The following is a 26,125-nucleotide window of genomic DNA, read 5'->3' as shown; positions in this document are numbered from 1 at the left end:
GAGCCATACAATAGACTTGCAAGTTTTATAGACTTTACCTCCGTGGCAAATTTACAAATTATACCAATCGCCGATCTTACAGCGTTATCACCATATCTGTACAGTAATTGATAATACGGGTATCGTGGCTGATGAGCAGCACGGTTTTACCTTTCAGGAGCGGCAGCATATCGTCCAAGAGCTTTTTTTGCGTTATCACATCGAGTGCGGAAGTCGGTTCATCTAAAATAAGTACCTTCGGGCTGCCTGCCAATGCCCGCGCAACGGCAAGCCGCTGTAACTCTCCGCCTGAAAAAGCGGAAGGATATTTATCCAGTACCGATTCCGGCAATCCGGTCGGCTCGAGGTAACGGCTCAATACCGCTGCTTGCCGGGAGGAAGCTGTCCTGTTATGGAAATACCTGCGGGATAATCCTTCTGTAAACCATCCGGGGCTGGTATTGCGGAATATATGCTCATTTTGCGGCGGTTCTAGTGCCTGTTCGGTGGCGGGGGGATGCCAACGGAGCATTTCGACAAAAGCGCTCCGGATCGTCTTCTGCGGGTTAAATGAATAAAACGGATTTTGAAAAATCACTTGAAACCCGTGCCGGTCTTTCGGCTTCTTCAATTCTCTTCCATTGTAGAGAACTTGTCCTTTGTAGGGTATTAGCCCGAGGATCGCTTTGATGAAGGTTGATTTCCCCGAACCGGATTCGCCTTGAATGCCGTATATTTTTTGATCAAAGTCTATCGTTATATCCGTAAGTACCGGTTTGTGATAGCTGACTGAAAGATGTCGTATACTTAGCATTGTTTCTCCAGATACGCTGCCTGCATAAGCTGCCGGGTATAAGCTGTTTCCGGTTGCGCAAAAATCCGGCTAGCGGTACCGGCTTCCACGATTTGCCCATCTTTCATGATGATCACCGTATCGGCAATATCCCGTACCAGCGAAATATCGTGGGAAATAAAGAGGAGCGACATACCGGTGCTTTGTTTCAGTGTATTTAATAGCGAAATGATGCGCAGTCCTGTTTGATAGTCAAGCGAGGCAGTCGGCTCATCGCAGATCAGCAGCTGCGGTTTGAACAGGAGGGACAGAATCATCATAACACGCTGTAGTTCGCCGCCGGACAGCTCATGCGGATACTTGTTCAGTATTTCTTTCCGGTCGAGCTGTACCGCATCAAACAGTGTATGCAGCCATCCGGGATCAGCCTGTTGCTGTTTTATCTTGCAGATATGGTTGATATGCGTTTTAATTTTTTCTACCGGAGAGAGGCTGCGGAAGGGATTTTGATAGATCATCGCGATATGCTCCAGGCTGTACCGCTTCCGGTCGTGTTCGGATAGGGTGAAAAGATCAACCGGATTGTATAGCGCTGTTTGGGTACTTGTCAGTGAAATGTCCGGCGTTTTGCCGATGGCGACGGTACTCATTGTGAGTGGACTGGTCTTTTGGATATTCTCCAGTTGCATTGAGCCGGAGCTGCTGTTTGGGGCTATGGTGCAGCCTGCTTGTTTGTTCGTTTGAGCATTGTGTGCAGGGTGCTGCACGAAAAACAAACAGGAACCCTGTACGGAAAAGATCGAGCGGTCAAGCAAGCCCATTATAGCCATCGCAGTAAGCGTTTTCCCCGAACCGGATGCACCGATGACGGCAAGCGTACTCTGCTCTTCAATGGAAAAGCTTATATCGCTGACAAGCTGTTCTCTGCCGCTGCTTTCACTGCCGGAGCCTACGGTATTGCCCGCAAGAACTTTGCCGTTCCTCCAGCTGCGGTTCTGTCTGCCGGCACAGTGAGTTGTCCGTTGCAGGCTGATGTTCAAATGCTTAATATCAAGACAAGTCACGTACGCCTTCCCGATTAGCTGCTGAAGTGATGCCTTCCCCGATAAGATGCACCGAATAGGTCATTAGGATAATACATAAGCCCGCCGGCAGCCAGATGTACCATTTGCTGCCGATATTCATAACATCGAGTGTAACGGACAGCATAGAGCCCCAGCTTGCCTGCGGTTCTTGAATCCCCATACCAAGAAAGGAGAGCGAAGATTCCATCAGTACTGCTTGTGCAACAGAAGTAGTAAAGATTACGGCGATGGTATTCCGCAGAAGCGGCACAATATGTCCGAACAACATCCGTACACTGTTTTCTCCGTTTATTCTACATATCTGAATAAACTCCCGGTCTTTTATTGCCAGTACCTCCGTGCGGATAAGGCGGGCGGAAGGAGCAAAGGTAAAAAAAGCGATAACCATGATGAGGTTTACAAGTGAATTGCCGAGGAATACCATAACTGACAGCGCCAAAACATAAAACGGAAAACACAGCAGTACATCGATTATCCGCATAAGAACCGCATCCGCTTTTTTGGAAAATCCGGCGGCAAAGCCCAGCAGTACAGCAATAAGCGTGCGGATGCTTGTTGCAGCAATCCCGACTGCGAGTGAAATTTTTCCGCCCGCAGCAGTACGCGCAAGGATGTCCCGTCCGAGGGAGTCCGTCCCGAACCAATGTTCCGGCGACGGTGGCTGCTCTATTTGCATTAAATCGATAGCATTCGGATCTTTTTGAGCAATAAGCGGAGTCAAAAAGATGAACAGGAGAAGTCCCGTAAAGAGGCTTATCCCTACGGTGAATTTTCGAGTGATTGGAATAATTGGTTTTATAGTAGGCATTGGGAAACCATTTTACAGGTCAGTACAACTGGCTAAAGATCGAAACTAGTGTCGCGATTGCCAGTAGTATACGGCTAGTAAAAATCGCTGCTCTTTACTCATTATGAATGACTGTATTACGAGTTAGTTATAGAGCTTCGACTTCCGGTACTGTTAATCCTGTTGCTTGCACTATCTTTTGGATGGAGTCTCCTAGCTGCTTTAACAGCTTTGCCGTTTCGAGCTTTGCTTGTCGGGAACCTTCAGCAAGACCAAGTGACTTACCTTGTTGTAATCCTTGCTGTATTCCATCATTTCGTGCATCCATTTCAACTAAATTTAACATCATATACTCTTTTCTTCTCCCCTCATTCTCTTTCAATTGTCTGATAAATCGGTCTATTTTCTGGATAAATGGTCTATCACTCATAATACCGTTCATGTATTCCAAGAAAGCTTTCAGTTCAGGATCGGTCTCCTTATGTGCTGCAGCGCTGTTAATAATAACCTTTATAACACCGTCTGCTAAGGTGATTGTGTTATCTTCGCTACATATCGTTTTGAATGTATACACTGGCAAACCGCTCTCCAGATAATCGAATGGACAAAAAAATAAGATAAACGAATCAGGTAAATCGGTATAATAGCGTCCTTTTTCAAGACTACTGACATCGATGACTGATTGGTAATAACGCAGACGCTTGGCGAGATCGTGCTTATTGGTTGTTTGCATTTCAACATCATAAACGTTACCGTTGCTGTCGGTAACCCATACATCAAGCCTGATGCCTTTTGCATAGCCTGCTTGGTCGAATGTTTTTTGATACGTAATATCAACGATCTGTCCAATCGAATCAGCAAGTACCATATTTAATACCGCTGTACAGATCGATTTATCCTGCATGACTAAACAAAATATATAATCATCAACTATCGTTAAATCTTCAAAAGGCTTTCTCATCTTTTCCTCCGCGGCATATTATAGCATAGTTTTTAGTGAATTGGTAAGAATAAGTTGTATGCCGCCATAAAAGATATATATTGATTCCCATTGATTGTTCATCCATTACACACCCATCCGTTTATCAAAAAAATAATTGAGTAGATCGGCTGCCAGATTTGCGAGCAGTACGCAGACCGCCGTCATTGCGGTAATGCCGAGGAGTACGGGATAATCGCGGAACTGCACCGCATCGAAATTGAGCTTACCGATGCCGGGCCACACAAAAATGCTTTCCGTAATGAGCGCTCCCGAAATGAGGTACGGTACTTCCATAAACACCATGGTAATAAGCCGTGGTAAAACGGCGCGGAAACCGGCGGTCTTATATGCTGCATACCGCGTGAGTCCGAACCCTTCATACGTGCGGATAAAATCCTCCTGCGCAACCGACTGCATAAAAGCGCGGACATACCGCACGAGCGGAGCGCATTGCATGAGTGTCAGGGTAGTAACCGGCAGCACTGCATACCGAATCCGGCTCACCAACAGTGCAGTACCCGTTTTACCAATGTCCTCCATACCGGAGATCGGGAACAGCGGTATATCAAATGCGAAAAGCTTGATTAAAAAGAGCGCAATAAAAAATGCCGGCGTACAAATACCGATCCCCGAAATAACATCGATGCTTTTTGCAAACAAACTGTGCGGATAAAATGCAATGCGCCTGCCGATCAGCACGGACAGTACAATGGCAATGAGCAAAGCAGGCACGGTCAATGCAAGCGTATTAGGCAGCCGGAGCTTAATGAGCGTATGAACCGGCACCCCGTACTGCAGCGAATACCCGAAATCAAAACGCAACAGCGACATAATCATCTTTGTCCATTTTACTGAAAACGGGTCATAATAGCCTTTTTCCCGCAGCATCGCTTCAATCCGTTCGGGCGGCATTCCGGGCTTAATAAAGTTAAGGTACGGATTCCCCGGCTGTAGCTCAAACAGCAGCAAGAGCAGCATGGTGATACCGACGAGGAGAATAAATGAAATGATCAGCCGTTTAGCGGCAAAGCGGAACAGAGGGGGATAGGTCATAAAATACTTATTTCTTAAATAAATCGCTATGAGTACCGGTTCTACTTAACTCAAGAATGAGAGAAACTTCGAGTATTCTATAAATCAATATCCAATCAGGACGGATATGGCAGTCGCGGTAATGTTTCCACTCACCGGAAAGCGGATGATCTTTGTATATCTGCGGCAACGGTTCTCCTGTTTTTAAGAAGTCGATTACTTTTTCAAGCTCTTTTTGATTATAACCTCTCTTAATGGCGAGCTTATAATCTTTTTTAAACTGAACTGTATATCGAACATTAAGCATTTAACGCATCCATCAATTCTTGAGTGGATGTATATAGAGGACTCAAGTTTTTTCCTTCTTGGGATTCTTTTAATATCTGTGCAGTCGTTTCATTAGGAATTTCGTCATAGTCGGTAAATATTTCAATATCTTTTTTAAACGGTAAAAGGCTTTCTAGTACTTGCAAAAAGCGCTCATCTGCATTCCTTAATGTAATAGTCATAATTGCAGCTCTCCTTTCATATTACTATACCATATTTAAGCATTCGGGCGTTTCATCAAAGTTGTCGACCATCAAGATAGGGCATATACTCCCTCCTTCACGGTAAAATAGCATATTTTTGAAAAACGTACTATATTTCGTGTATTATTTTTTGAGGCAGGCAAATACAGCAAGTAGAAAGATCGAAACTCAAAGGATGGGAGGCAGGACAATTATTTGAGAAACAAAGTAGCGCAACCCTGATTCGTGCGGATGATTAATTGCTCATATACCGCGTCGTAATCAACAACCCCGACGCAAGCGTCGAGGTATTAAACCCTCCGCACGAATAAAGGGAGTGAAAGCCGGTTGCAACCACCTCGTTAAAAATATACATCCGTGTACATTTTTGACTGCGGGTTCTTTACAAAAACTCGGTACTGTGTTTGATCTCCGAAACATATTCTGACAATAGATATATTTAGAACGGTTTTTAATGTCTCGGTAGATAGCGTCGATAATAATAATGGGAAACCGCATATTGTTTATCAAAATGCTCATAAGGAATAACTATGAAGAAAAAGGTGGAACTTAAAAAGCTGCTCCATCATTCAGGATATATATTTTTCTGGCTGTCTACCAGTTTTTCGATGGCAGCAAGTAATATTATTCAATATGTCCTCTCGTTATATGTTTTGGAGAAGACGGGATCGGCAACGCTTTTTGCAACGATGCTGTCGATTATCGTGTTGCCGAGAATTTTTTTCACGCCGATCGCCGGAGTTCAGGGCGACAGAATGCGCAGATTAAAAATGATGAAAATTATTATGTTTTTATCAACGCTGTGCTTACTGTGTTTTTCTATCGGTGTGAGTATTTACGGGACGCTGCCGGTCGCGTTGATTTATGTACTGGTCACTCTGCTGGAGATGATTGAAGTATTCTATCAAGCGGCGGAATCTGCCATCGTACCTGAAATTGTGCCGAAGGATTTGTTAGCTGAAGCTGTATCTCTTGCAAAGTTGGATGACGGTATTGTCTTTGTGGCGGCTCCTGCAATCGGTACGGTGGTGTATAAATGGTTTAGCATACAAGGCGGTCTTTGGATCACGGCATTTTTTTTCTGTATTTCGTTTTTCTTAAATTATGGTATACAAACGCCGTATTATAAAACTCCGGAGAAAAAAGAACAGCGCAGTTTTCTTACCGATTTTACCGCCGGTTTGCATATTATTAAAGACCATCCGTTTTTAAGCAGATTTATTTTTATTTCACCGATAATGGGCTTTTTCTTTTCATCGGTGTTTAGCGTGGTTGTTACCTATTTGTTTCTCGTATCATTTCCGATTGGTGAAGAATGGTATGGTTTATACCGTTCAGTAACGGCATCAATGGTCATAGTTGTTCCGTTCTTTGTCGTTCCGCTTGTAAAGAAAGTAGAAACAAGTAAACTTGTGATCAATTCGGCACTGATAGTATCAATCGCTCTATTCTTTATTGCAGTGCTGACTAAATATGTTTTTATGGTAGGGGCATCTACTTATGTCTTTTTTATCATTGCTATTACGGTTTTAGACTGTATTACCATTGCAGTGATGATGCCTGTGCATATATCTGTCGCCACGCTGTATCACAATACTATTCCCGATGCATACCGAAGTAGGGTACTCTCCGTTTCAAGGATGCTTACGATGATTGCAGTTCCGTTAGGTAATATGTTTTTCGGTCTCCTTACCGATTTATTTCCGCCGTACATCAACATTGCAATAGCGGGGGTCGCAATTATGGGCTGCTGGTTTTTATACAAACAAGCGTTTAAGAATCTCAAGCTTGATAATGCCTAATAATAATTCATAATTGAGAGAAAAAGGAATTGGTAACAGCTATCACCTGAAAACCATCACCAATTCCTCATCACCAATTACCAATTCCCCATTGCCAATTATTTCGCTACTTCCCAGTTTTGTACGTCGTAGAAGTCAACAAAGGTGTTGGGTGTATAGCCGGTAACGCCGGAGCGGTATGCCTTTGCAATATCGGCAGCATAGAGCGGAACCCACGGGAGTTCTTGATTCAAAAGAATGCCGAATTTCTGCAAGGTTGCTTTGCGGTCTGCCATATTGAGCTGCTTGCGGTTTAAGTCCAAAAGCTCATCAGCCTGCTTGGAGCGGAATGCCGCAATATTCCAACCGAAGCTGCCTTTTTCGTCGGTTGCCTGCGTGGAATACCAGTAGGGGGTCGGGTCGGGATCGGGGTCTAGGGTATTGCCCATGAGGTACAGTTCAAACTCATGGTTACCGACAACTTTTTGCATCGTGGCATTAAAGTCCATCGGTTCAAGCACAATATCAATGCCGATTTTTTTCAGATCAGATTGAATAATCGGTCCCGTCTGCTCCCGGATTTTATCGCCTTTCGGAATAGTGAGCGTCAGCTGTAAATTTTTCCCATCTTTATCAACAAAACCGTCTCCGTTCGTATCTTGGTAGCCTGCTTTTTTCAGATAGTCCTTTGCTTTCTGTACATCGAATGTATAGTGCGTTAAACCTGACTTTGGATATGACCACAGCGAAGGAACCATCGGGGTATCAAGTACAACACCATTTCCTTCGATTAAACCGTTCACAATAGCCTGCCGGTCAATCCCATACGCAATAGCGGTGCGGACATTGCGGTCAAGACGAGCATCGCGGAGGTTAAAGCCCATGTACTGCACTTTTGAATTAGGGTAGCGCACAACGGTTACGCCTTTTGCGGCAAGCTGTTTTGCATCGGCATTTTTAATCGCAGACACATCGGCTATATCAACAGTACCATTGATAAGCTCCGCCTGTACCGTTGCTTCGTTGACTACTTTGAGGATAAAGTTCGCTGTTTTCGGCTTTCCGCCGTAATAGGCATCGAATGCAGTCAGCTTAACATAGGAACCGCTGGTAAAACTTTCAAACCGATACGGACCGCAGCCGACCGGCTTTGAAAGGAGCTCTGCTGCTTTTGCCCATTCATTGACCGGAACATCTTTCCAAATATGTTTAGGCAGGATTCCTAAAGTTCCGATATTGATCAGCGCAGGTGCATACGGTTCGCTAAAAGTGATTTCTACCGTAGTTGCATTCTTGACTGCAATCCCGGAAACTTCCGCAGCCTTTCCTTCATTAAAAGCTTTAAAACCTTTAATAGATTGAACATAGCTTTGCAGCTCTCCGTCATACTGCGGACTGGCAAGCGATTCAAGGGTGAACTTAACATCTTCGGCACTGAGCGGCTTACCGTCATGGAAGGTCAGTCCTTTCCGCAGCGTAAACGTGATAATTGTGCTATCCTTGCTGACTTCATACTTTTCCGCTAATGCCGGTTCAAGCTCGATTTTCGCATTCAGGCAGAGCATAGAAGCATATACCAGTCCGTTCACATACTCATCGTACTGGGTGTCTGCAATGAGCGGATTGAATTTGCCCACAGGTGCCGCGCTAATTGCATAGGTGATCTGATCGGACTTCTCAGCAATTTTAGCAGAGACCTCTTTTCCTCCGGCAGAGGAAAACCAGAAAAATGACACTGCTGCGATAGAAAGCAGCAATACCTCTCTTTTTTTCATATAAAACTCCTTAATAAATAATAAATTATTAAAATTGATAATAAAATAGTAGATTTTGGAGATGGTGTCAAGATTTCGAGGTAGCTTGTTGTTTTACCCTTAGGATGATACTATGCTGATTATGCAAAAGCCTAATCATCTTTTTATCTGTATTGTCCTATTTTCTACCTTTATATACACGCAAGCTTATGCTGAAAGTAAACTTGTGCAAGCAGAAGACTATTTTAATCAAGCTCAGATCATCCACAACAGTGAAACAGACACACCGGATTATGCAGCGGCAGCAGCGCTCTTAAAAAAAGCTGCTGATCTGCATTATGCCCCTGCACTCTATATGCTCGGTATGTATGCCTTGAATGGATTGGGTTGCGAAGCTGACCCGCAAGCAGCATTTTCCTTTTTTAATGAAGCAGCAAACTATGGGTATACGGAAGGATTATTTACCGTCGGCTGCTGTTTTGAATACGGATACGGTGTTGAAAAAAATGAAGCATTGGCAGCAGACTACTACAGTGATGCAGCAGAAAAGAATTATCCTCCGGCACTGCTGCGCATGGGAGAAGCCTATTACTATGGCGATATAACAGAGCAAGATGATTTCAAAGCGTTCGAGTATTTTTCTGCAGCATCAAAGCTCGGATATATCCCTGCATTTTGGCGTACTGGTGCCTGTTATTACAAGGGTCGAGGTGTAGAACAGAATTATGACACTGCAGCGGAAATTTTCCGACAAGCTGCTTTGTACGACGAACCGAATGCAGAAAATTATCTTGGTATTTGCTATGCATTTGGGCACGGTGTGCCGGAAAATCAGGAAACAGCCGTGTATTGGTATCGCAAAGCAGCAGAGCAAGGATTATCTGCCGGAGAAAACAACCTCGGTTATCGGTATGATATAGGCAGCGGCATCGAGCAGAATGATACACAAGCTGTGTACTGGTACACGAAAGCTGCGGAACAGGATTATGAAATGGCGCAATGTAATCTTGGTCTGATGTATGAAAAAGGGCGCGGCGTTACAAAAGACGAGAAACAAGCGGTGTACTGGTACAAAAAAGCTGCTGAGCAAGATGAACCGCGCGCCTTTAATCGGCTAGGACTTTGTTACTATGATGGGCGAGGGATAGATCAAGATTATAAAGCAGCCGTTGCGTGCTATCAAAAAGCAATTGAGCTGGGAAACTATGATGCATCATATAATCTTGGGCTCTGCTATAAAAACGGATACGGTGTTCCAAAAAATGATACGGAAGCACTCAGACTTTTTGAGCAGGTATTCCACACAGGCAGAATGTATGCAGCATCTGCCGCTGCTGAGTGCTATTATCACGGCATAGGAACACCGCAACATTATCAGAAAGCGCTTGAGCTGTATACGGCGGGAGCCAATGCCGGATATGCTGATTGTCAGTTTGCACTTGCGGAAATGTATCGGAACGGGATCGGTGTTCCAAAAGATACAAAAGCAGCACTCGATTGGTACAAAAAAGCAGCAGATAATGGACATACGGATGCCGCACAGAAACTCACAGAATTGAAACAAGCACAGTAACAGACTGTTATCCTGCCCTGAGCGGCAGAGTTAGAAAAAGCGGATAAAGCGTCTATAGTTCTGCGCTCTATGCAAAAAATAAATGGCAACAGAGGGCGCACATGAATCAACATATCCCGACGCGAGCGTCGGGGTATTAAACACTCCGCACGAATAAACCTGTTCGGCAACGCGGTTATCGAACAGGTCTAATGACTCGGCTACAGCAGTCCCCCGATCAATGCAGGAACTGCAATGAAGTTCCCGATCGCCCCGCCGAGACTTGATAAAAAGAAGATGAGCAGTATGTGTGCAATCTTATTCTTATACCAGCCCCGGATAGTAGTTACATCAGTTGCGAGGTTTTCCATATCGGAAACTTGCGGCTTGCGTACCCATGCCTGCACTATTCCGGTAAACAGACCAACCCCGATAAACGGATTAAGTGTTGCAAACGGAGCGCCTATAAAGCCTGCAATAATACTCAAAGGGTGCCCAAGAGCTGCAAGGGTACCGAGTGCAGCAAGACTACCATTCCACAATATCCAGCGGATCAGCAGTGCTGTCGATGCTGTCACACCTCCTTTGAAGAAACCTGCAGCAACCAACACTACAATCAGTGCGGGAAAGAACCAGTTTGCAAGTTTTGAAAGCTTGGTTTTCGGCGGAACCTCTGCAATATCACTTAAATCGCTTGCGGCAGTACTGTTTTCAAGCTTCTCAAGATATGCTTGCGTCCCTTCAAGGTGCCCGGCACCCAAAACCGCAACGATTTTTTTTCCGGGCGCATTCCATATTTTGGTTGCCAGATAGCGGTCACGTTCATCAATCAGCACTTCTTTTACCTGCGGTAAATATGCTGCCATCTCCGCCATCATACCATCCATTTCGCTCTTATCTTTTAAAGCCTCAATTTCCTCTGCGCTCAATTTTTCCGTAGAAAACGCACTGCTCAACAGTGTTGCCAAGAGTTTAGACTTTCCCCAGAGATTATTTTTAGCCCACGCCCGCTTGAGCGTAGTGTGAATAGGACGGTCAACAAGCTCCGTATGGATGGCAAGAGATTGGGCTGCGGTAATAGCAGCTTTCATCTCATCCCCCGGCTTAACTCCGACATCGGCACCAATCCGTTTCTGAAAAGCAGCCAGCACTAGATTAGCAAGCAGCAAAAAACCTTTACCGCTTTTGAGTACCTCAATAATGTCAAGCTCTTGCCACTGTTTTTCATTGGTGAGCGCCTTATAACGCTGCTCATCCAATTCTACACACACACAATCAGGCTGCTCTTCACGAATACTCCGTTCAACGTCTTCAATACTTTCCCGTGAAATATGAGCAGTTCCTACTAGGATAATGTCCCGATCCTTGAGCGGTATTTGTTTTACTATTTGATTCATGGTCTATCCTTGGGCATACTATTTCTGTGCAGCAGATGATACTTCTGCCGTTTCCAATTCCGCTATGGCAAGCCGGTATTCAAAAAAGGAGGGATACTGTGTTGTTTTAATTTCAAGCAGATATTTTTCCGCCAAATGCCCCTTTCCTGCAAGCTGATAAAATTCTGCTAAATAGAAGAATTTCCGCAGCCGAACCGTTTCGTCTTTTTCTTTCATAATCCGGTTTGAAACATCACTATCACCGGCAAAATCATTAAAAAGTCTGCATAAATAGTAATCGGTTTCTCGTTGTGAGCGGTCAACTGTTTTCAAATATTTTGAAATAAAATCCTTTGCTTCCGTCTTTTTTTCCATTTTATAACTACATAGTGTTGCAGCAAGGGCATAGTACGTATTATCCGGAGCATACCGGAGTGCATTGATAAAGGCATTCCGGGAACCTGCCCAGTCTTTTTTTTCAAATAAGAGGATTGCAAGCCCTTCATAAGCAAAGTAATACTGAGGATAGAGCTCCGTTACCTTACGATAATGCCGTATTGCATCATCTTTTTTACCGAGGTCATCATAAATCCCTGCAATATAGATATGAACAAAGTATGAATCGGGTACCAGCGCCACAGCATGATTAAACGCATCCAATGCCTCTTCCCGTCTGCCTATCTGCAAATTATATGAGCCGAGATCCGTCCAATGGGGCGCTGCATCAGGCTCCAAGTCAATCGCTTTTTTTATATCCGTAATTGCTTCCGCCATCCGGTTTGTTTCCGACTTTATCCGTGCAAGTTCCGCAATGGCTAGACTGTTGTTCGGTTCATACTGTAATGCCGTCAGATAGTACTGTTCCGCTTCCTTGAGTTTATTGTCCAAATAACGAACCTTCCCGCACCAAATCAGTGCAGAAACATCACGAGGCTGCTTCTTGAGTATTTTCATAAAGGTTTCGCCGGCTTCTTTATAGCTCCCTTGATTATATAAATCGAGTCCTTCTTCCTGCAGCGCTTGAATATTATCGGGATCCAGTTTGAGTATTTTTTTGAGATAGGTACTCCGCATCTTTTTATCGTTTTTTGCCTGTGCAATCATTGCCATCGTATAGAGTACATCCAACTCATTCGGGTACCGTTTTTCCAGCGCTTTTGCCACAGTCTCCGCTTGGGCAATACGTCCGATAGAAATCAGCACAGCAGCTTTTAAATTCTGAATAGCAAGAGAATTACGATCTTCATCGGGCAATGTGTCAAAAAGAGATACCGCTTCGTCCCATTTTTGTTCACTGAGCAAGAAACTCAGCTGCTCGCCGAAAATAACACGCGGCGGAACTTCTTCAGCCGCTTCGCCTGAACCGGATGCAACCGATATTGCCGTACTTTTAGCGGCGAGCAAGGTACGAGTGTCAGGATTATTCAAACCAAAAAGATCGGTTATTATAAGGCACATCAATATGATCTTCCATATAATACTCCTGCGGTAATGATTCATGGGAACTCCTACGGATTGTAAATTTTAAAAATGTAAGGGCTAGTGTACCCTACTTTCGTGATCTGGTCTAGCCATTGATAAACGGCACCGTTCAGAATATCTTTGATGAGACTGCCATAGAAAGACAGCCAGAGCAACCTGCTTCATCAGCACAACTGGTTGAGTTTTTCGCTGATAAATTCGCTCTTTTCTTTTAAGCCGATAGAACCGGTTTGCAGCATAATTACGTTGGGCTGTTTTGCATCGAGTTTTACCCGCCCGGCGGATTCTTTGATCATACGGAGCAGCTTATCAATGGAAATTTTTGAAACCTTCGCAAAGGTGATCCGTACCGTGCCTTGCCGCTCCTTCAGTGAAGCAATGGACAGCTTTGCACAGGTTATTTTGATTTCGGCAAGGGCAAGCAGGCTTTCTGCTTCCTCCGGCACGGGACCGAAGCGGTCGGACAGCTCTGCATAGAGCCGATCGAGTTCTTCTGCGGTGCGGACACCGGCAATCTTTTTGTACACTTCCATCTTGGTTTCAGGCACACGGATATAGCTGTCGGGAATAAAGCCTGAATACTCAAGCTCAATAACCGGTTCGGTTTCCGGCTCGTAGCCGGCGTTTTGCAACCGCTCTACCGCTTCTTCCAACAGCCGGAGATAGAGATCAAATCCGACGGAGTAAATATCACCGGACTGCTCCCTTCCCAAAAGATTGCCCGCGCCGCGAATTTCCATATCCTTCATCGCGATTTTAAAGCCGGAGCCGAGTTCCGTAAAGTCCGAAATAACCTGCAGCCGCTTCATTGCAACCTCAGTCAGCGCCTTGTTTTCCGGGTAGAGGAGATACGCATACGCTTTTTTGTCGGAACGTCCAACACGGCCGCGTAGTTGATAGAGCTGCGAAACACCGTACATATCCGCACGGTCAATAATAATCGTGTTGGCATTCGGGATGTCGATACCGTTTTCAATGATAGTAGTAGCAATCAGTACGTGAAAACCGCCCATGTTGAAGCGGCGGAAAATATCTTCAAGCTCAGCAGCGCTCATCTGTCCGTGTGCTATGTCGATCAGTACTTCAGGAATAAGCTGCTGAATTTTGTACCGCGTTTCTTCCAAACTTTCCACACGGTTATGCAGGTAGAACACCTGCCCGCCGCGGTCAACCTCAAAGCGGATAGCCTGCGCAACCTTTTCAGGATCAAACGGAGAAATAACGGTTTCTACGGGACGGCGGTTCTGCGGCGGGGTGGTTAAAAGGCTCATATCGCGGATTTTTAAAAGACTGATATGTAGGGTACGCGGGATAGGCGTTGCACTGAGCGAGAGACAGTCTATATTGGTTTTCATCTGCTTGAGCCGCTCTTTGTCTTTTACCCCGAACCGCTGTTCCTCGTCTATGATCATCAAACCCAAATCTTTAAACTGAACATCTTTTTGGATAACACGGTGGGTTCCAATCACAATATCAAGCTCACCGTTTTTCAGCTGAGTCAGTATTTTTTTTTGATCAGCCTTGGACACAAAACGGGAGAGACGGGCAAGTTTAACCGGAAATTTCTGAAAGCGCTCTTGGAATGTTTCAAAATGCTGTTCTGCAAGAATGGTAGTCGGCGCTAAAAACGCAGCCTGCTTGCCGCCCATTACTGCCTTAAAAGCTGCACGCATCGCAACTTCCGTTTTCCCGTAGCCGACATCGCCGCATACCAGCCGATCCATCGGTATCGGTTTTTCCATATCAGCCTTAATATCGCTGATACAGGTGAGCTGATCTTCCGTTTCTTCATAAGGAAAGGCAGCTTCAAAGGCGGTTTGCCATTCATTATCTTTGGCAAAGGCAAAACCGGCAGCAGCTTTTCGGCGGGAATAGAGATCAATGAGCTTATCGGCAATATCTTCAACCGATTTTTTTACTTTATTTTTCCGGTTTTCCCATGCCTTGGAACCGATAATATCAAGCCGGGGAGCTTCACCTTCGTTGCCGATATAGCGCTGCACAAGATTCGCCTGTTCTATCGGAATAAAAACGGTTTCATCCTGCGCATAGAGGAGATTGATATAATCGCGTTCGTGTCCCAGCGCTTTTACGCGCTCAATTCCCTTAAACTGCCCAATGCCGTAATTGACGTGTACAACATAGTCGCCGGGATTGAGCTCCACAAAGGTGTCGATAACGGAGCTTTTTACCTGCTTCACCGATTTCGGGATGCGCCGGCGCCTGCCGAAAATTTCGTTCTCTTGGATAACGAGTATCTTAAGTTCAGGGATGCCGAATCCGGACGACAGGGTAAGCGGCAGAATTTCCGCATCGATGTCTTTCAGTAATTCTCCAATACGGAGCGCCTGAGCTTCGCTTTCTGCAAATACAAAGATGTGCCAACCTTCCTGCTGCAAATGCGCTAACTCTTCCTTTAAGTACACGATATTGCCGAAGAAGCTGCGCGGCGGATCGCAATTAAATACGATGGATTCTACCGTATCATCTGTTTCTTTCAGTGTTCTCAAGAAAAGACTGTACGGATAGGCAGCAGTTTGCTCCGTAAACGACAGTAAAAGCCGCTGCGGCATGGGATATTCGGTGATCAAAAGGTTGTGTTTGATGTCATCATCAATGGTGCGGGTAACTTTGTTGTATAAGCCCTGATATTCCCGCTCCAATGCATCCACCGCATTGCGCTGCCGGTCGTAATCCATAAATAACAGCACAGGCGGTTCCGCATGAGCGCCGGCAGCAGTCTCCCCCAGATAATCCAGAATGCTTGCAGGTTTTTCAAAGCAGAGCGGATAAAAAAGCTCCTCACCGTCAAAGGAACGGTATTCTTTTAAGTGTGCGATGAGTTTTTCTATCCCCTCCGGTGTAAATTCCGGCAGTACCCCCATATTTTTTTCAAGCCCGGCAATCCGCTCATCATCCCAGATTACTTCCTTCATCGGATAGAGGGTGAGGCTGTCAAACTCTTCCACTGAGGACTGTGTGTGCATATCGAAGGATTTGATTTTTTCAACCGTGAAAAAATCAAACTGAATACGGTAGGCAGTATGCTGAGAACCCTTATTGGCAGCGGCGCAAATATCGAGTACCTCGCCGCGCAGGGCAAATTCGCCGCGGACACTTACCCGCGGAACCCGTGTATAGCCCCATTGTATCAGCTGTTCAGCAATTTTTTCAGTGTCAATATCCTTTCCCTTCTGCAAGGTACAGGTGAGTGTTTTTAGGTACTCCGGTGGCGGTACCGGCGTTAAGAATGCCCGCTGCGTCATAATGGTAACGGTTTTTGCATTATCCGCTACCTCCCGCCCTGCTTGCGATGCCCTGTCGTCTCCGCTCAAGCACAGTTCGCATAGTTCGGCAAGAACCTGTGCGCGTTCGGCAAATACCGGTGCGGAATTTTGTACCGGACGGTATGCAATATTGCCCCACCACGGCAAAATACGCGCTTGCAGCCCTGCAATATCAAGGTCTGCACGCAGCTCTTCTATTTCTTTTTCCGTGGGAACGACAATACACAGCCCGGTTTTAAAACGGCGAACATATTCAGCAAGGAAAAATGCAAAAATCCCGCCGGATAATCCATGGATATGATAAGGAAAACGGTTTTCTTCTAAATGAGAAAAAGCATTCCGCATGGTTTGCCATGCATGAATGCTTTCTTGTAATGAGCGTTCTTTCATTGCGTATGATTAGCCGAAGAAGTTATTATCTTTTGAGCGGCGGGTTGTTACAAAACGGGCAAGATCGACAATGTTTTTAACGATAATACGGTCTCCGTATACCTCTAACCGTCCTTGATCGGCAAATTTACGCAGCGCATCACCCGTTGCTTCCGCAGAAAGCCCTGCCCAGCGGGCTACTTCTTCAGGCGTGATGATAAAGGTACGCATTTGCGTTGAACGGTCAAGATCAGGCTGGGTTTCATCCAGCATCAAGAAAACATCCCCGATACGGGCAATCGAATCTTGAATAGTTAAAATCATAAACCGGCGCTTTTGTACATAAATACGCTTTACAAATGTTTTTAAGAGGCGCATTGCAATAACGGGGTTTCCGGTCAACAGGATTTCAAAATTTTCCTTGTTAAACTCAAGGGCAACCACATCATCATAGGCAATAGCAGATGCCGAACGCGGCGAATTATCTAATACTGCCATTTCTCCGAATATTTCACCCTGCTGCAAAATATCGAGGTTTTTTTCCGCTCCATTGATGATTTTAATCAGTTGAACTCGACCTTTCTGTATTAAATAGAAAGAAGCACCGGGTTCAAACTCTGAAAAAATGACCGATCCCTTAGGAAACTTTTTGGCAAAACGGGCAAATGATGCAAATAAATCAGGCATGAATAGCTCCTTCACATGCAGCTTGCAGCTCTTTAATCTTAGGCACGAGCAGAGGTCCTGCCATCATCAACGCTTTATCATAGAAGGGCAGCGCTTTGTCAGGACGATCCATACCTTGATAGCACAATCCGAGGAACATCAGTATTTCCGCAAGTTTCAAGGATTTTGGGAACTGTGTGATAAAACTGGTTCCAAGCTGGATACAACGGACAAATTCCGACTGCTTGTATAAACAGCGTGCAGCACCTAGATAAGAAGCTTCGACCTTAGTACCCTGCTTCATTTCGATAATCGTATGATACTGCTTGTATGCATCAGCCCACTTTTCTTGTTTTGCTAAATCTTCCGCGAGCTGGAAACTCAAATCCAAAGAAGCTTCATCAAGCGGAGCAGGCTGTATAGGACCAGTTGCTGGGGGGTGAGCAGCTCCACTCGGCTGACTGGAAGGATTTCCGGCTGCGTCGCCGGGCTGCCGGGCTTCTCCAAAGCTGCGTCCAGCCATCTGTGCTGAGTTTGTAATAATCGGACCGATAGCAGCCAAATGCTTACCCGCAGGATACAATGCTCTATAACGTGCTGCTACCTGTGCTGCCGCCTGATAATGCTGAGATTTATAAAACGCCGTTGCAACAGTGAATAAACCGTCTTCGTTATTTGTTTGCTGCTTACTATCCATTAAGGATTCAAGCTGATGATGCACATTTCTCAGCTGCCGTGAAAAAACCTTCAACATCTGAAGGATAATACGGGTATTTTTTTGAGCAAAATCTTCAAACTCCGCAACCGAGAATGTATAAACAAGCGAATCAGTCAGAACCATCGCACTTTCTTCCCGCGGATAATTTCCTAAGGCAGATTTCACCCCGAAAAACTCACCGGTCTTAATATACTCTGTTACCTGTGCGCCGGTTTCAATATCAAGCGAATTGAGCGCAATATGCCCGCTGTGTAACAAAAATACACGGGCATCAAAGTCGCCTGAAAAATAAATGACCGAATTTGCGCTGTATTGAACAGCCTTTGGCATTTTCTCCTCCGTTCACTATGCAGTTTCCAAAACTATTCACAAAGATTGATGGACAGCATCTAAAAACAAAAGCCTTTAGAACTCCCTTCAGATTTTAAAATAAAAAAGAACTGCATATTAGGAGTATATCACATCTCCAAGAAAAAACCTAGTGCATTACATCTTTTTTACAAGGCAGACGCATTTATAAATTTTGAGTATACTATTTGTTATGATAGATTTACATACACATTCCACTGTATCCGATGGAACTTTTTCTCCGGCGGAATTAGCTGCAGAGGCTCACAAAACCGGGCTTTCTCTCTTTGCATTGACCGATCACGACACTGTTGCCGGTGTGGCGGAAGCTCAGCAAGCAGGTAAGGAGCTTGGTATTCGTGTTTTGCCGGGCATAGAGATCAGCGTTACATGGCAGCCGGGGGAATTACATCTGCTTGGGCTAGGAATTGATCCTGAAAACAAGACCTTACAAGATTTAATGACCTATGCACAAGGAAGACGGCAAGAACGGAACATCAAAATAATAGAAAGATTTAATGAAGCCGGCATTCCTATCGATCTTAAAAAACTTGCAGGCATTGCAGGAGGAGCGGTAATCGGGCGACCCCATTTTGCAAAGTACTTAGTACAGGAAAAAAAAGCAAAGAACATTCAAGAGGCATTTCAGAACTACCTTGCAAAAGGAAGACCTTTCTATATTGAAAAAGAATGTTTGACCCTTGCAGAATCAATACAAGCAATTAAAGCCGCACACGGAATACCGGTTTTAGCACATCCAATGTCTCTCTACCTTTCATGGGGGAAGCTGCCGGAAACTATTGCTCATTTTAAAGAAGAAGGTCTCATTGGTCTTGAGGCATGGCATTCAGGAGCACGTTATGGTGAATGCCTTCGGCTGGAAGCATTGGCAGAAGAATTAGGGCTGCTTGTTACTGCCGGAAGCGACTTTCACGGAGCAAACCGAAAAGATGTGCACTTAGGGCGGACAACACACAATATACCGATTGAAGACCGCTTTTTCACCGACAACCTCCTGCCAGCACTTGCTAAAGTTAACCCAGCGTATTGTATGCCAAGCGGAGGACGCAGAGCTTTTTGGGGCGGAGGTGGTTAGCTTCTCCTCGGTGCTTCCTTTGCGAACTTTGCGTCTTAGCGGTTTTATTTTTAATTAACCGTGGAGGCGCAGAGATTTTGGGAGGGGGATGGTTAGCTTCTCCTCGTGGATTCCTTTGCGTTCTTTGCGTCTTAGCGGTTTTATTTTTAATTAACCGTGGAGACGCTATAGCGATTTGATTTCTGCCATCGTTAAGCCTGTTGCTTGTGCGATGTTTTCTCGTGACAATCCAAAGTGCAAGAGATTTTTCGCCGTTTCGAGTGCTTTTTGGTGAGATCCTTCGGCTTTACCCTCAGCACGTCCAAGGGATTTACCGCGTTCAAGTCCTTTTGCTTCGCCATGCGCTAGCCCTTCTGCAAAGCCAACTTCAAGACCTGACTTAAATTGAACCTCTGAAATAGTTGCTATATCGCTTTTCAGTTTCATCCGAGATTCATAGAGCTTCCTCTCTACCGGAGTTAGACTTAATACATCTATTTGCTCATTCAACATGTGTAAGATCGGTGATGTCGTTGCTAACATGGTGCGCTCCTTTTGATCATCAGTGTTAATAAACCGCAGCCAGTTTATCAGTTTTTGCTCTTTTTCGATAGCCTCTTTCTGTATGCTCATCTCTTCTGCCCGAGAAAGATTAAGAAAATGTATTTCCAATAAGGCTGTGAGCGGCTGATAGCTTTCTCGTTCTAAGATACTGTAAACAGAATGCACTTGCGTATTCAGCTGAAAGCCTTGAGAAACAAGATTGATCGTAATGCACTTAGTTAAACTTGTGTATGGCGCTCCTTCTCTGAATCCCTCTGTATACAATTTTGCCCAGTAAAACAAGGTTCGCGGGATAAATTCTGTTGACCAAGAGTTTTGAATCTCAATATCGATCATTGTTTCATCTTTTAAGCGGACTTTAACATCAAGAATACCGGTTTTATCGGTTACCGCATCCTTGGCGAGTTCCTTATCCAACAGTTCAATATCTATGATAGTATCTGTTTCCATATCGAGTACACATTCAAGGAAGTCTTGCAGACAAGTTTTATTTTTTTCTGAACCGAGCAAGAGCTTAAACAAATAGTCGTTTCTGAGTGTGAGTGTATTGTTCATTTTCATACCTTCTATAGACTATATAGCCGGTGGATGAAGTTTTGGCTAAGAAACTCTATTTTTTAATGTAACCGCGAAGATACGGAGGACGCAGAGCTTTTTGGGGTGAGGGTGGTGAGTTGACCTGACCTTCGTGAATACCTTTGCGAACTTTGCGTCTTAGCGGTTTTACTTTTAATTAACCGTGGAGACGCATAGATTTTGGGAGGAGGATGGGGTGAACTTATCTCGGTGCTTCCTCTGCGTTCTTTGCGTCTTGGCGGTTTTACTTTTAATTAACCGTGGAGACGCAGAGAACGCAGAGTTTTTTGGGCGGGGGATGAGGCGAACTTATCTCGGTGCTTCCTTTGCGAACTTTGCGTCTTAGCGGTTTTATTTTTAATTAACCGTGGAGGCTTGGAGCGAGGGATTTTCCGCCCACGCCCCGTACTACCCGCTAGAACCCTATACCAACAGCGAATCTAAAGCCAAGTCCTGAAAGGGTATAGAACGTCCGGGTAAAACTTTGTGAGGCGGCTGAAGCAGCAAACGTTAAACTAAAAAAGCGAGAATCGAGAAAGAGCGCAAGTTCATGCCGCCATATCCGTTCGATACAAGCAGTACTAAGCGAAGCACCCAATACTTTTGCAAAACGGCTTTCCAGTTTCAAACCGCCATCAGCATAATACGGCTTCGCATTGATAAAAGGAAATGCAATGAATGGTGACAGTATCAGATAATTATTTCCAAACGGGTGAAAATCTGCACCGATTCGTATCTTCCCGGGACGCATAATCTTTTTTTTCGGTAAATCTTTTGAAGAAAGAGAGTAGTCAAAGGGCTTCGACCATGACAGGAGCTCACCGTTTATATTATCAAGAATAGTATTCATCTTCCCTGACACCTTAAATTTTGCTTGTATTCCCTCATTCGTAGTGACAACCATCAGCGGCAAGTAGTCAATACCACCGGTGAGATTGACCCAATTCGCAAGACGGTATGATCCCGAAAGACTTAAGTCAAGCCCGCCCGCCTTGAGAATATCGGGAACCGAAGGAAAATTGCTATCATATGCGCCTGATGCTATTGAGCTGTATACCTGCGCTGTCCCTTTTGCCTCAAAAACAAGTCCGTCAGTCTGACCGGTTTTATCGTTTACCGCCGGTTTAATACTATAGTGTATCTTTGGGTTTTCCATGTAGGCAACCGGCAGAAAGTACGCAAGCCGTGCAGAAATGCTGTATTTAGGCTTTTTCATCTGATACAGAATACCGGTATCAACAAAAGCATTTAATTTTGCGTTAAAATCACCTTCGATGGACTTCCCCTGTGCATTCGCAGCATTTCCGTTTGCAGCAAGCTCAAGAAAACTCTTTGGAATATTCAACCAAAAATCTTGATTCACCATTGTTGAAAACCGTACCGTATGTTCTTCGAGTACCGTAAACTGCCAGAACAGTCCTACCTCGGCAGTATTCCCCGCATGAATACCTGTGCGGATTGTGCGCTTAGCTAAAGCAGGGAGATCAATCACCATTTCTTTTTTAAAAAAATCTGTAAGCGATACAGCATTAGTAGCAGCGCATGTCTCAATGGACAAGCCTGTATGCATGGAAAATGCACGCCGCTTTGTTCGTTGTGTCGGCTCATTCATTTCCACATCCATTTCAACGGTTTCCGCTTCCACCTTTGTAATGGAGCCGGAAGCAGAAGGCTTCACAGACTCAGCTTGTGCACCAGTCTCAACCTGAGATCGTAGCGCATCTTTATCTTCGGCTTTTACAGCATCTCCTCCATGTGCGGCACCAATTTCCGCCGTAGTAACAGACGCCGTATCAGCAGGATTTTCAACATTGCGCGGAGCGTTAGGCGCTGCTGCATCAGGTACTACCGCATCAGCAGTACTTTCAGTGTTAATCGGCGTTGCGACCGGCTGCTGTACATCCGGCTGGACGGCTGAAACCGGTGCGGCATTGCTTTGTTCCGTACTGATTTGCTCAATAGGGGCTTCCGGACTTTCACCCTTGCTTGCATCCGAAACTGCACCTGTTTCTTGACCAAATACAGCTGCACTGCTTACCAACATAACTAATAGAAGAACATATAACTTTTTCATTTTTATCTCCCATAAAGAGTCAATTTAACCTGCCGCCTAGTACACCTTATAGTCAACATCCGCAGCAACAGTAACGAAAAGATTCGCCTTTAACTCGGCATCCTTCTTAATAGCATACGATTTATCCGGTTCAAGTTTGAGATATAACTCCGGTATAAACGCACCGGCTTCTTTGAGCTTATCCCATTCCTCTGAGGTAAATTTTAACTCTTGATTACCTGGTGCCAAAGAGATTTCTTTATCATCCAAGAGCCTTCCCTTATCCCCTCTATTCTTTATGCGTAAAATGAAAGCCGGGGTAAAACCGGATTCATTTTCCAGATTTGCATTCAGCTGCAGCTTCCGCAGCTTAAATTGTTCCTCACCTATCGGCAGCTTATTAAAGGAGTCTTTCAGGTCAATCGCCTCAGTAGCAGAATAAAGCTCCAGTTCACCGCCGCTGCTAACGGTAAAGCCGATAGGTATTTCCAGCAAGAGATCAACATTGATTGCAGGATCGCCGTCATTTTTTGCTTTTGCGCTCTTATATTCTTCACGGGTAATGGTAACACCATTTTCCATGGAAATAGCATACTTAAAACGTATACCTTCCGGATAGCCGTTCAGCGTTTTGTGCAGGGTGTCAACGGTAAACATCGGCTCAGGAACAGCTGTTTTCAGCGTTTTTGTCTTTCCTTCTTCTCCTTCGGCATCCTTGAACGCATCAGCCGGCAGCGGAACCAGCTTATGAGACTTATTCAGTAAAGACGTAGCGGTAGATATACCATTTTCATCGAGAGCCTCAACCGACAAATCAAGCTTTACTTCCGTATCTCTAAAGAGATTAGAATCGGAACCGGCATAAAAATACATCGGCATTTTATCTAATTGGATACCTGCTTTTTTCAATTTGGAAAGCATCGGCAACCTCAGCAGATCACCTTCCGGAAATGAAGAGCCTTTACCTCCATCGGCTTTTACAACCATCGATTCCCAGTCAATATCAAACTCCACCTTACCGGAAAACTCCACTTTTTTTCCTGTCTCGATGTTTTTCAAAGTGTAGGCATCACTTCCCACAGAAGAACCGGGCAGTACCGTACTCTTAAGATCGAATTTTGTTTCAGGCGTTATAGGCAAATTAAAGTTTTCCTCACCGGGGTATTTCACCTCTTTGTTTTGCACCTGTGCCGGGAACTCTCCGCTCGCGCCGTGCGTATCCGTTCCGTCAATTCCGAAAACAGTTGATTTAAGATTAATATTTATCGGGTTACCTTCCGGTAAATTATTCGTAAGCACTACTTTCGCAGTAACTTTTTTTATACGAATACTCTGCACCCATTTTTTCATATCCGAAGGAACAGGCTCATTCTGCGCTTTCGTAAAATCCTGTCTATTGGCAAGTGTTACCGTTTCAAACTTTCCGATAGAAACACTACATTCAGCCTGTATCGGCGTATCACTTCTCGTATAGGTGGCATCGTTAAGTGTTACTTTCAGAACCGGTTCATATGTAAACTGGCGATTACTATTGAGTTGTTGCCCTGCAAGATCAATCGATGTTCCCACAGCAGTAAAAGCTACTGGTGCAAGATTAAGCCCGGCTGCTCCCTCTTGCTTAATATGTGTCTTGTGGCTAATACTAATCCCCGACCATCCTGCCGGCTGCAGCACATCCAGATTGAGTGAACCGGTATCGATCTTTGCACTGCGGAATCCCTCCGGCAATGCAATCTCCATCTGCTTCTCTTCCAAACTGATAACATCCAAGTCGGCAGTTACCCCCTCAACCTGTGCAATTGTTCCTTCGAGCTTCGGTGTAATAATCACATTCCCGCCTGTTGTATCCTGTCGCCGAATAGTAATCTGTAACGGCATCTCCTGATCGCCGATAATAGTACGGCCGGCAAGCGGAAAACGGATGCTTTTGCCATTCGGCACACCAGCGATTGGGATACCACTGATTGTTAAAGTTCCGCTTGCTATCACATAGTTAGCACTAGATACTGTGGAAATTGTAAGAGCGGAATCGGGAGAGTCTTCAAAGATTAACCTGGAAAAACCGCCGAATTTGATAGTTACAGGTAGCAAAAGGGGGACACCAATAGGTCCTCCTGATGGTAGGGATGGAGAAGGAGAAGGCAGAGAATAGCGCTCATTAAACACCTTCAGTAATTTTGTATTAATTTCACCTGAATCTACTGCAGTAGAAACCGTTTTTTCTATCTTAGGAATATCAATACTGGTGTCGAAGCTGCGGGATAGTACCGAATCTGCCCGCTCTTTACCGAAATAGTTACTCACATCAAAGGTAAAGGATTGCAGCGGATAATGGATCAAATAACGGAGCTGACCGGCATCTTCCTCTTTAAGATTAGGCGGATTATAATAATATATTTGCCCCTTGCGACCGGAAGAATTACCGCTTTTGAGCATATCTGCAAAACTTGTGGGAGAAATATACTCATTTGCAGAAAAACTTTTTGCAGACAGAGGCACATACAGCTCCGGACTCGTTTTAATTCTAATACTTGAAACAGGCTGCAGTCCGCATGCTGCAGCAAAAAGCACAACAACAGACAGCGCTGCCGCCGATAACACTACCCTGATATATCGTTGACAAGACATAATCCAACCTCCCCATTACTTCACTATACAGAGCACGCCGTAACGCCCCTGTAAATTTCGTTTTTGTCACAGAGACTAGACCTATTCGATAGCTTCATTGCCGAACAGGCTTATTTTAATACTCTACCACGTTACGCTATAAAGGGCAAGGATTATTGCAGCCTTTTTATACATGATTAGACCTGTTCGATAACTGCGTTGTCGAACAGGTCGACGAGTTCTAAATCGCACAAATAGCACGATTTAGAACATCGCATTTCAAGGTAACCTGTTCAGAAACGGAAGTTTCCGAACAGGTTTATTATAATAGGAAATATCTAAACCCATCAAGTCTATCGGTTCGGCTGTTGTTATGAAGTGCTAATCTCTAAGCAACTTGGGAAGCGTAAATTGCGCTTCGGACGAGCGGTTTAGATGAGCGTACTTTCTAAACCGCTTGTCGGTTCTAGCCAAAAGGCTAGCCTTTAATGGCTTGTTCCAGTACGCAGGGACAAGCCATTTCTTGTTTTTACAGTGTACCGAGAATCGACATTCGGTTTCGATGAAGCCGCTTTTTTACCCTTTGGCAGGAAGGTATCCTGCTCTTTGCAAAGTGACGACTGCAAAGCGTGGATATACACTACATAAAGAACCCATAAATCAAGGGGTGTTCCGCTAGTAGTGTGCGGAACAAGGTCTCGTCAACCAGCCCCTTGTTTTATGGTTTTT

At 44.8% G+C, this 26,125-nt stretch carries 19 protein-coding genes; 3 read left to right on the top strand and 16 right to left on the bottom strand.

Annotation, left to right across the window (positions count from 1 at the left end; all coding sequences use genetic code 11):
* Positions 1-76: 76 nt before the first annotated feature.
* The 7 genes from ACTTJ8_RS03640 to ACTTJ8_RS03610 all read right to left on the bottom strand — a co-directional run bounded on the left by ACTTJ8_RS03640 (position 77) and on the right by ACTTJ8_RS03610 (position 5,167).
* The gene (locus ACTTJ8_RS03640) at positions 77-793 is read right to left on the bottom strand and encodes an ABC transporter ATP-binding protein (RefSeq protein ID WP_442720334.1); all 717 of its coding nucleotides are present in this window, start codon (positions 791-793) and stop codon (positions 77-79) included.
* The gene (locus ACTTJ8_RS03635) at positions 787-1,836 is read right to left on the bottom strand and encodes an ATP-binding cassette domain-containing protein (protein ID WP_442720333.1); all 1,050 of its coding nucleotides are present in this window, start codon (positions 1,834-1,836) and stop codon (positions 787-789) included. The genes ACTTJ8_RS03640 and ACTTJ8_RS03635 overlap by 7 nt, the downstream gene beginning before the upstream one ends.
* The gene (locus tag ACTTJ8_RS03630; RefSeq protein WP_442720332.1) at positions 1,823-2,665 is read right to left on the bottom strand and encodes an ABC transporter permease; all 843 of its coding nucleotides are present in this window, start codon (positions 2,663-2,665) and stop codon (positions 1,823-1,825) included. The genes ACTTJ8_RS03635 and ACTTJ8_RS03630 overlap by 14 nt, the downstream gene beginning before the upstream one ends.
* A gap of 127 nt (positions 2,666-2,792) precedes the next feature.
* Positions 2,793-3,605 carry an Rpn family recombination-promoting nuclease/putative transposase gene (locus tag ACTTJ8_RS03625; protein ID WP_442716633.1) on the bottom strand — a complete coding sequence of 271 codons (813 nt, stop codon included), beginning with the start codon at positions 3,603-3,605 and terminating at the stop codon, positions 2,793-2,795.
* A 105-nt stretch (positions 3,606-3,710) separates the two neighbouring features.
* Complete coding sequence (locus ACTTJ8_RS03620; RefSeq protein WP_442720331.1) at positions 3,711-4,679, bottom strand: ABC transporter permease; 969 nt, start codon at positions 4,677-4,679, stop codon at positions 3,711-3,713.
* 7 nt (positions 4,680-4,686) lie between these two features.
* A complete protein-coding gene (locus ACTTJ8_RS03615) occupies positions 4,687-4,965 on the bottom strand; it encodes a type II toxin-antitoxin system YafQ family toxin (protein WP_442720330.1) in 279 nt (92 codons plus the stop codon).
* Positions 4,958-5,167, bottom strand: a complete 210-nt coding sequence (locus ACTTJ8_RS03610) for a hypothetical protein (protein WP_442720329.1) — start codon at positions 5,165-5,167, stop codon at positions 4,958-4,960. Before ACTTJ8_RS03610 ends, ACTTJ8_RS03615 begins: the two co-directional genes overlap by 8 nt.
* A gap of 551 nt (positions 5,168-5,718) precedes the next feature.
* Between ACTTJ8_RS03610 and ACTTJ8_RS03605 the strand changes: the two genes are divergently transcribed.
* Positions 5,719-6,990 carry an MFS transporter gene (locus ACTTJ8_RS03605; RefSeq protein WP_442716011.1) on the top strand — a complete coding sequence of 424 codons (1,272 nt, stop codon included), beginning with the start codon at positions 5,719-5,721 and terminating at the stop codon, positions 6,988-6,990.
* Between the two features lie 98 nt (positions 6,991-7,088).
* Here the strand turns inward: ACTTJ8_RS03605 and ACTTJ8_RS03600 are convergent, their stop codons facing one another.
* Complete coding sequence (locus ACTTJ8_RS03600) at positions 7,089-8,744, bottom strand: ABC transporter substrate-binding protein (protein ID WP_442716012.1); 1,656 nt, start codon at positions 8,742-8,744, stop codon at positions 7,089-7,091.
* Positions 8,745-8,856: 112 nt separating this feature from the next.
* On the opposite strand from ACTTJ8_RS03600, the gene ACTTJ8_RS03595 reads away from it, so the two are divergent.
* Positions 8,857-10,296 (top strand): SEL1-like repeat protein, encoded by a 1,440-nt coding sequence (locus tag ACTTJ8_RS03595; RefSeq protein ID WP_442716013.1) that lies wholly within the window; start codon positions 8,857-8,859, stop codon positions 10,294-10,296.
* Positions 10,297-10,496: 200 nt separating this feature from the next.
* On the opposite strand, the gene ACTTJ8_RS03590 is transcribed toward ACTTJ8_RS03595, so the two are convergent.
* The 5 genes from ACTTJ8_RS03590 to ACTTJ8_RS03570 form a co-directional block, all read right to left on the bottom strand.
* Complete coding sequence (locus ACTTJ8_RS03590) at positions 10,497-11,672, bottom strand: TraB/GumN family protein (RefSeq protein WP_442720328.1); 1,176 nt, start codon at positions 11,670-11,672, stop codon at positions 10,497-10,499.
* Between the two features lie 18 nt (positions 11,673-11,690).
* Positions 11,691-13,151: a tetratricopeptide repeat protein gene (locus tag ACTTJ8_RS03585; protein ID WP_442720327.1), complete on the bottom strand. Its 1,461-nt coding sequence runs from the start codon at positions 13,149-13,151 to the stop codon at positions 11,691-11,693.
* Positions 13,152-13,297: 146 nt separating this feature from the next.
* Complete coding sequence (gene mfd, locus ACTTJ8_RS03580; RefSeq protein ID WP_442720326.1) at positions 13,298-16,810, bottom strand: transcription-repair coupling factor; 3,513 nt, start codon at positions 16,808-16,810, stop codon at positions 13,298-13,300.
* 9 nt (positions 16,811-16,819) lie between these two features.
* On the bottom strand, positions 16,820-17,476 hold the full coding sequence (locus ACTTJ8_RS03575; protein ID WP_442716017.1) for a Crp/Fnr family transcriptional regulator: 657 nt from the start codon (positions 17,474-17,476) through the stop codon (positions 16,820-16,822).
* Positions 17,469-18,503: a cyclic nucleotide-binding domain-containing protein gene (locus ACTTJ8_RS03570; RefSeq protein WP_442718738.1), complete on the bottom strand. Its 1,035-nt coding sequence runs from the start codon at positions 18,501-18,503 to the stop codon at positions 17,469-17,471. The genes ACTTJ8_RS03575 and ACTTJ8_RS03570 overlap by 8 nt, the downstream gene beginning before the upstream one ends.
* A gap of 211 nt (positions 18,504-18,714) precedes the next feature.
* Here ACTTJ8_RS03570 and ACTTJ8_RS03565 point away from each other — a divergent pair, with 211 nt between their 5' ends.
* Positions 18,715-19,617, top strand: coding sequence for a PHP domain-containing protein (locus ACTTJ8_RS03565; RefSeq protein WP_442720325.1), 903 nt, complete (start codon positions 18,715-18,717; stop codon positions 19,615-19,617).
* A gap of 165 nt (positions 19,618-19,782) precedes the next feature.
* Here ACTTJ8_RS03565 and ACTTJ8_RS03560 read toward each other — a convergent pair whose 3' ends face one another.
* The 3 genes from ACTTJ8_RS03560 to ACTTJ8_RS03550 all read right to left on the bottom strand — a co-directional run bounded on the left by ACTTJ8_RS03560 (position 19,783) and on the right by ACTTJ8_RS03550 (position 25,417).
* Positions 19,783-20,721: an Rpn family recombination-promoting nuclease/putative transposase gene (locus ACTTJ8_RS03560; RefSeq protein ID WP_442716020.1), complete on the bottom strand. Its 939-nt coding sequence runs from the start codon at positions 20,719-20,721 to the stop codon at positions 19,783-19,785.
* A gap of 430 nt (positions 20,722-21,151) precedes the next feature.
* Entirely contained in the window at positions 21,152-22,810 is a 1,659-nt protein-coding gene (locus tag ACTTJ8_RS03555; protein ID WP_442720324.1) for a hypothetical protein, read from the bottom strand.
* Between the two features lie 36 nt (positions 22,811-22,846).
* Positions 22,847-25,417, bottom strand: a complete 2,571-nt coding sequence (locus ACTTJ8_RS03550; RefSeq protein WP_442720323.1) for a hypothetical protein — start codon at positions 25,415-25,417, stop codon at positions 22,847-22,849.
* Positions 25,418-26,125: the final 708 nt, after the last annotated feature.

The organism is Treponema sp. (genome assembly GCF_052169735.1).
Classification (GTDB): domain Bacteria; phylum Spirochaetota; class Spirochaetia; order Treponematales; family Treponemataceae; genus Treponema.
Note: the sequence above shows the minus strand (reverse complement) of the source record. Positions and strands in the feature narration are given on the sequence as shown.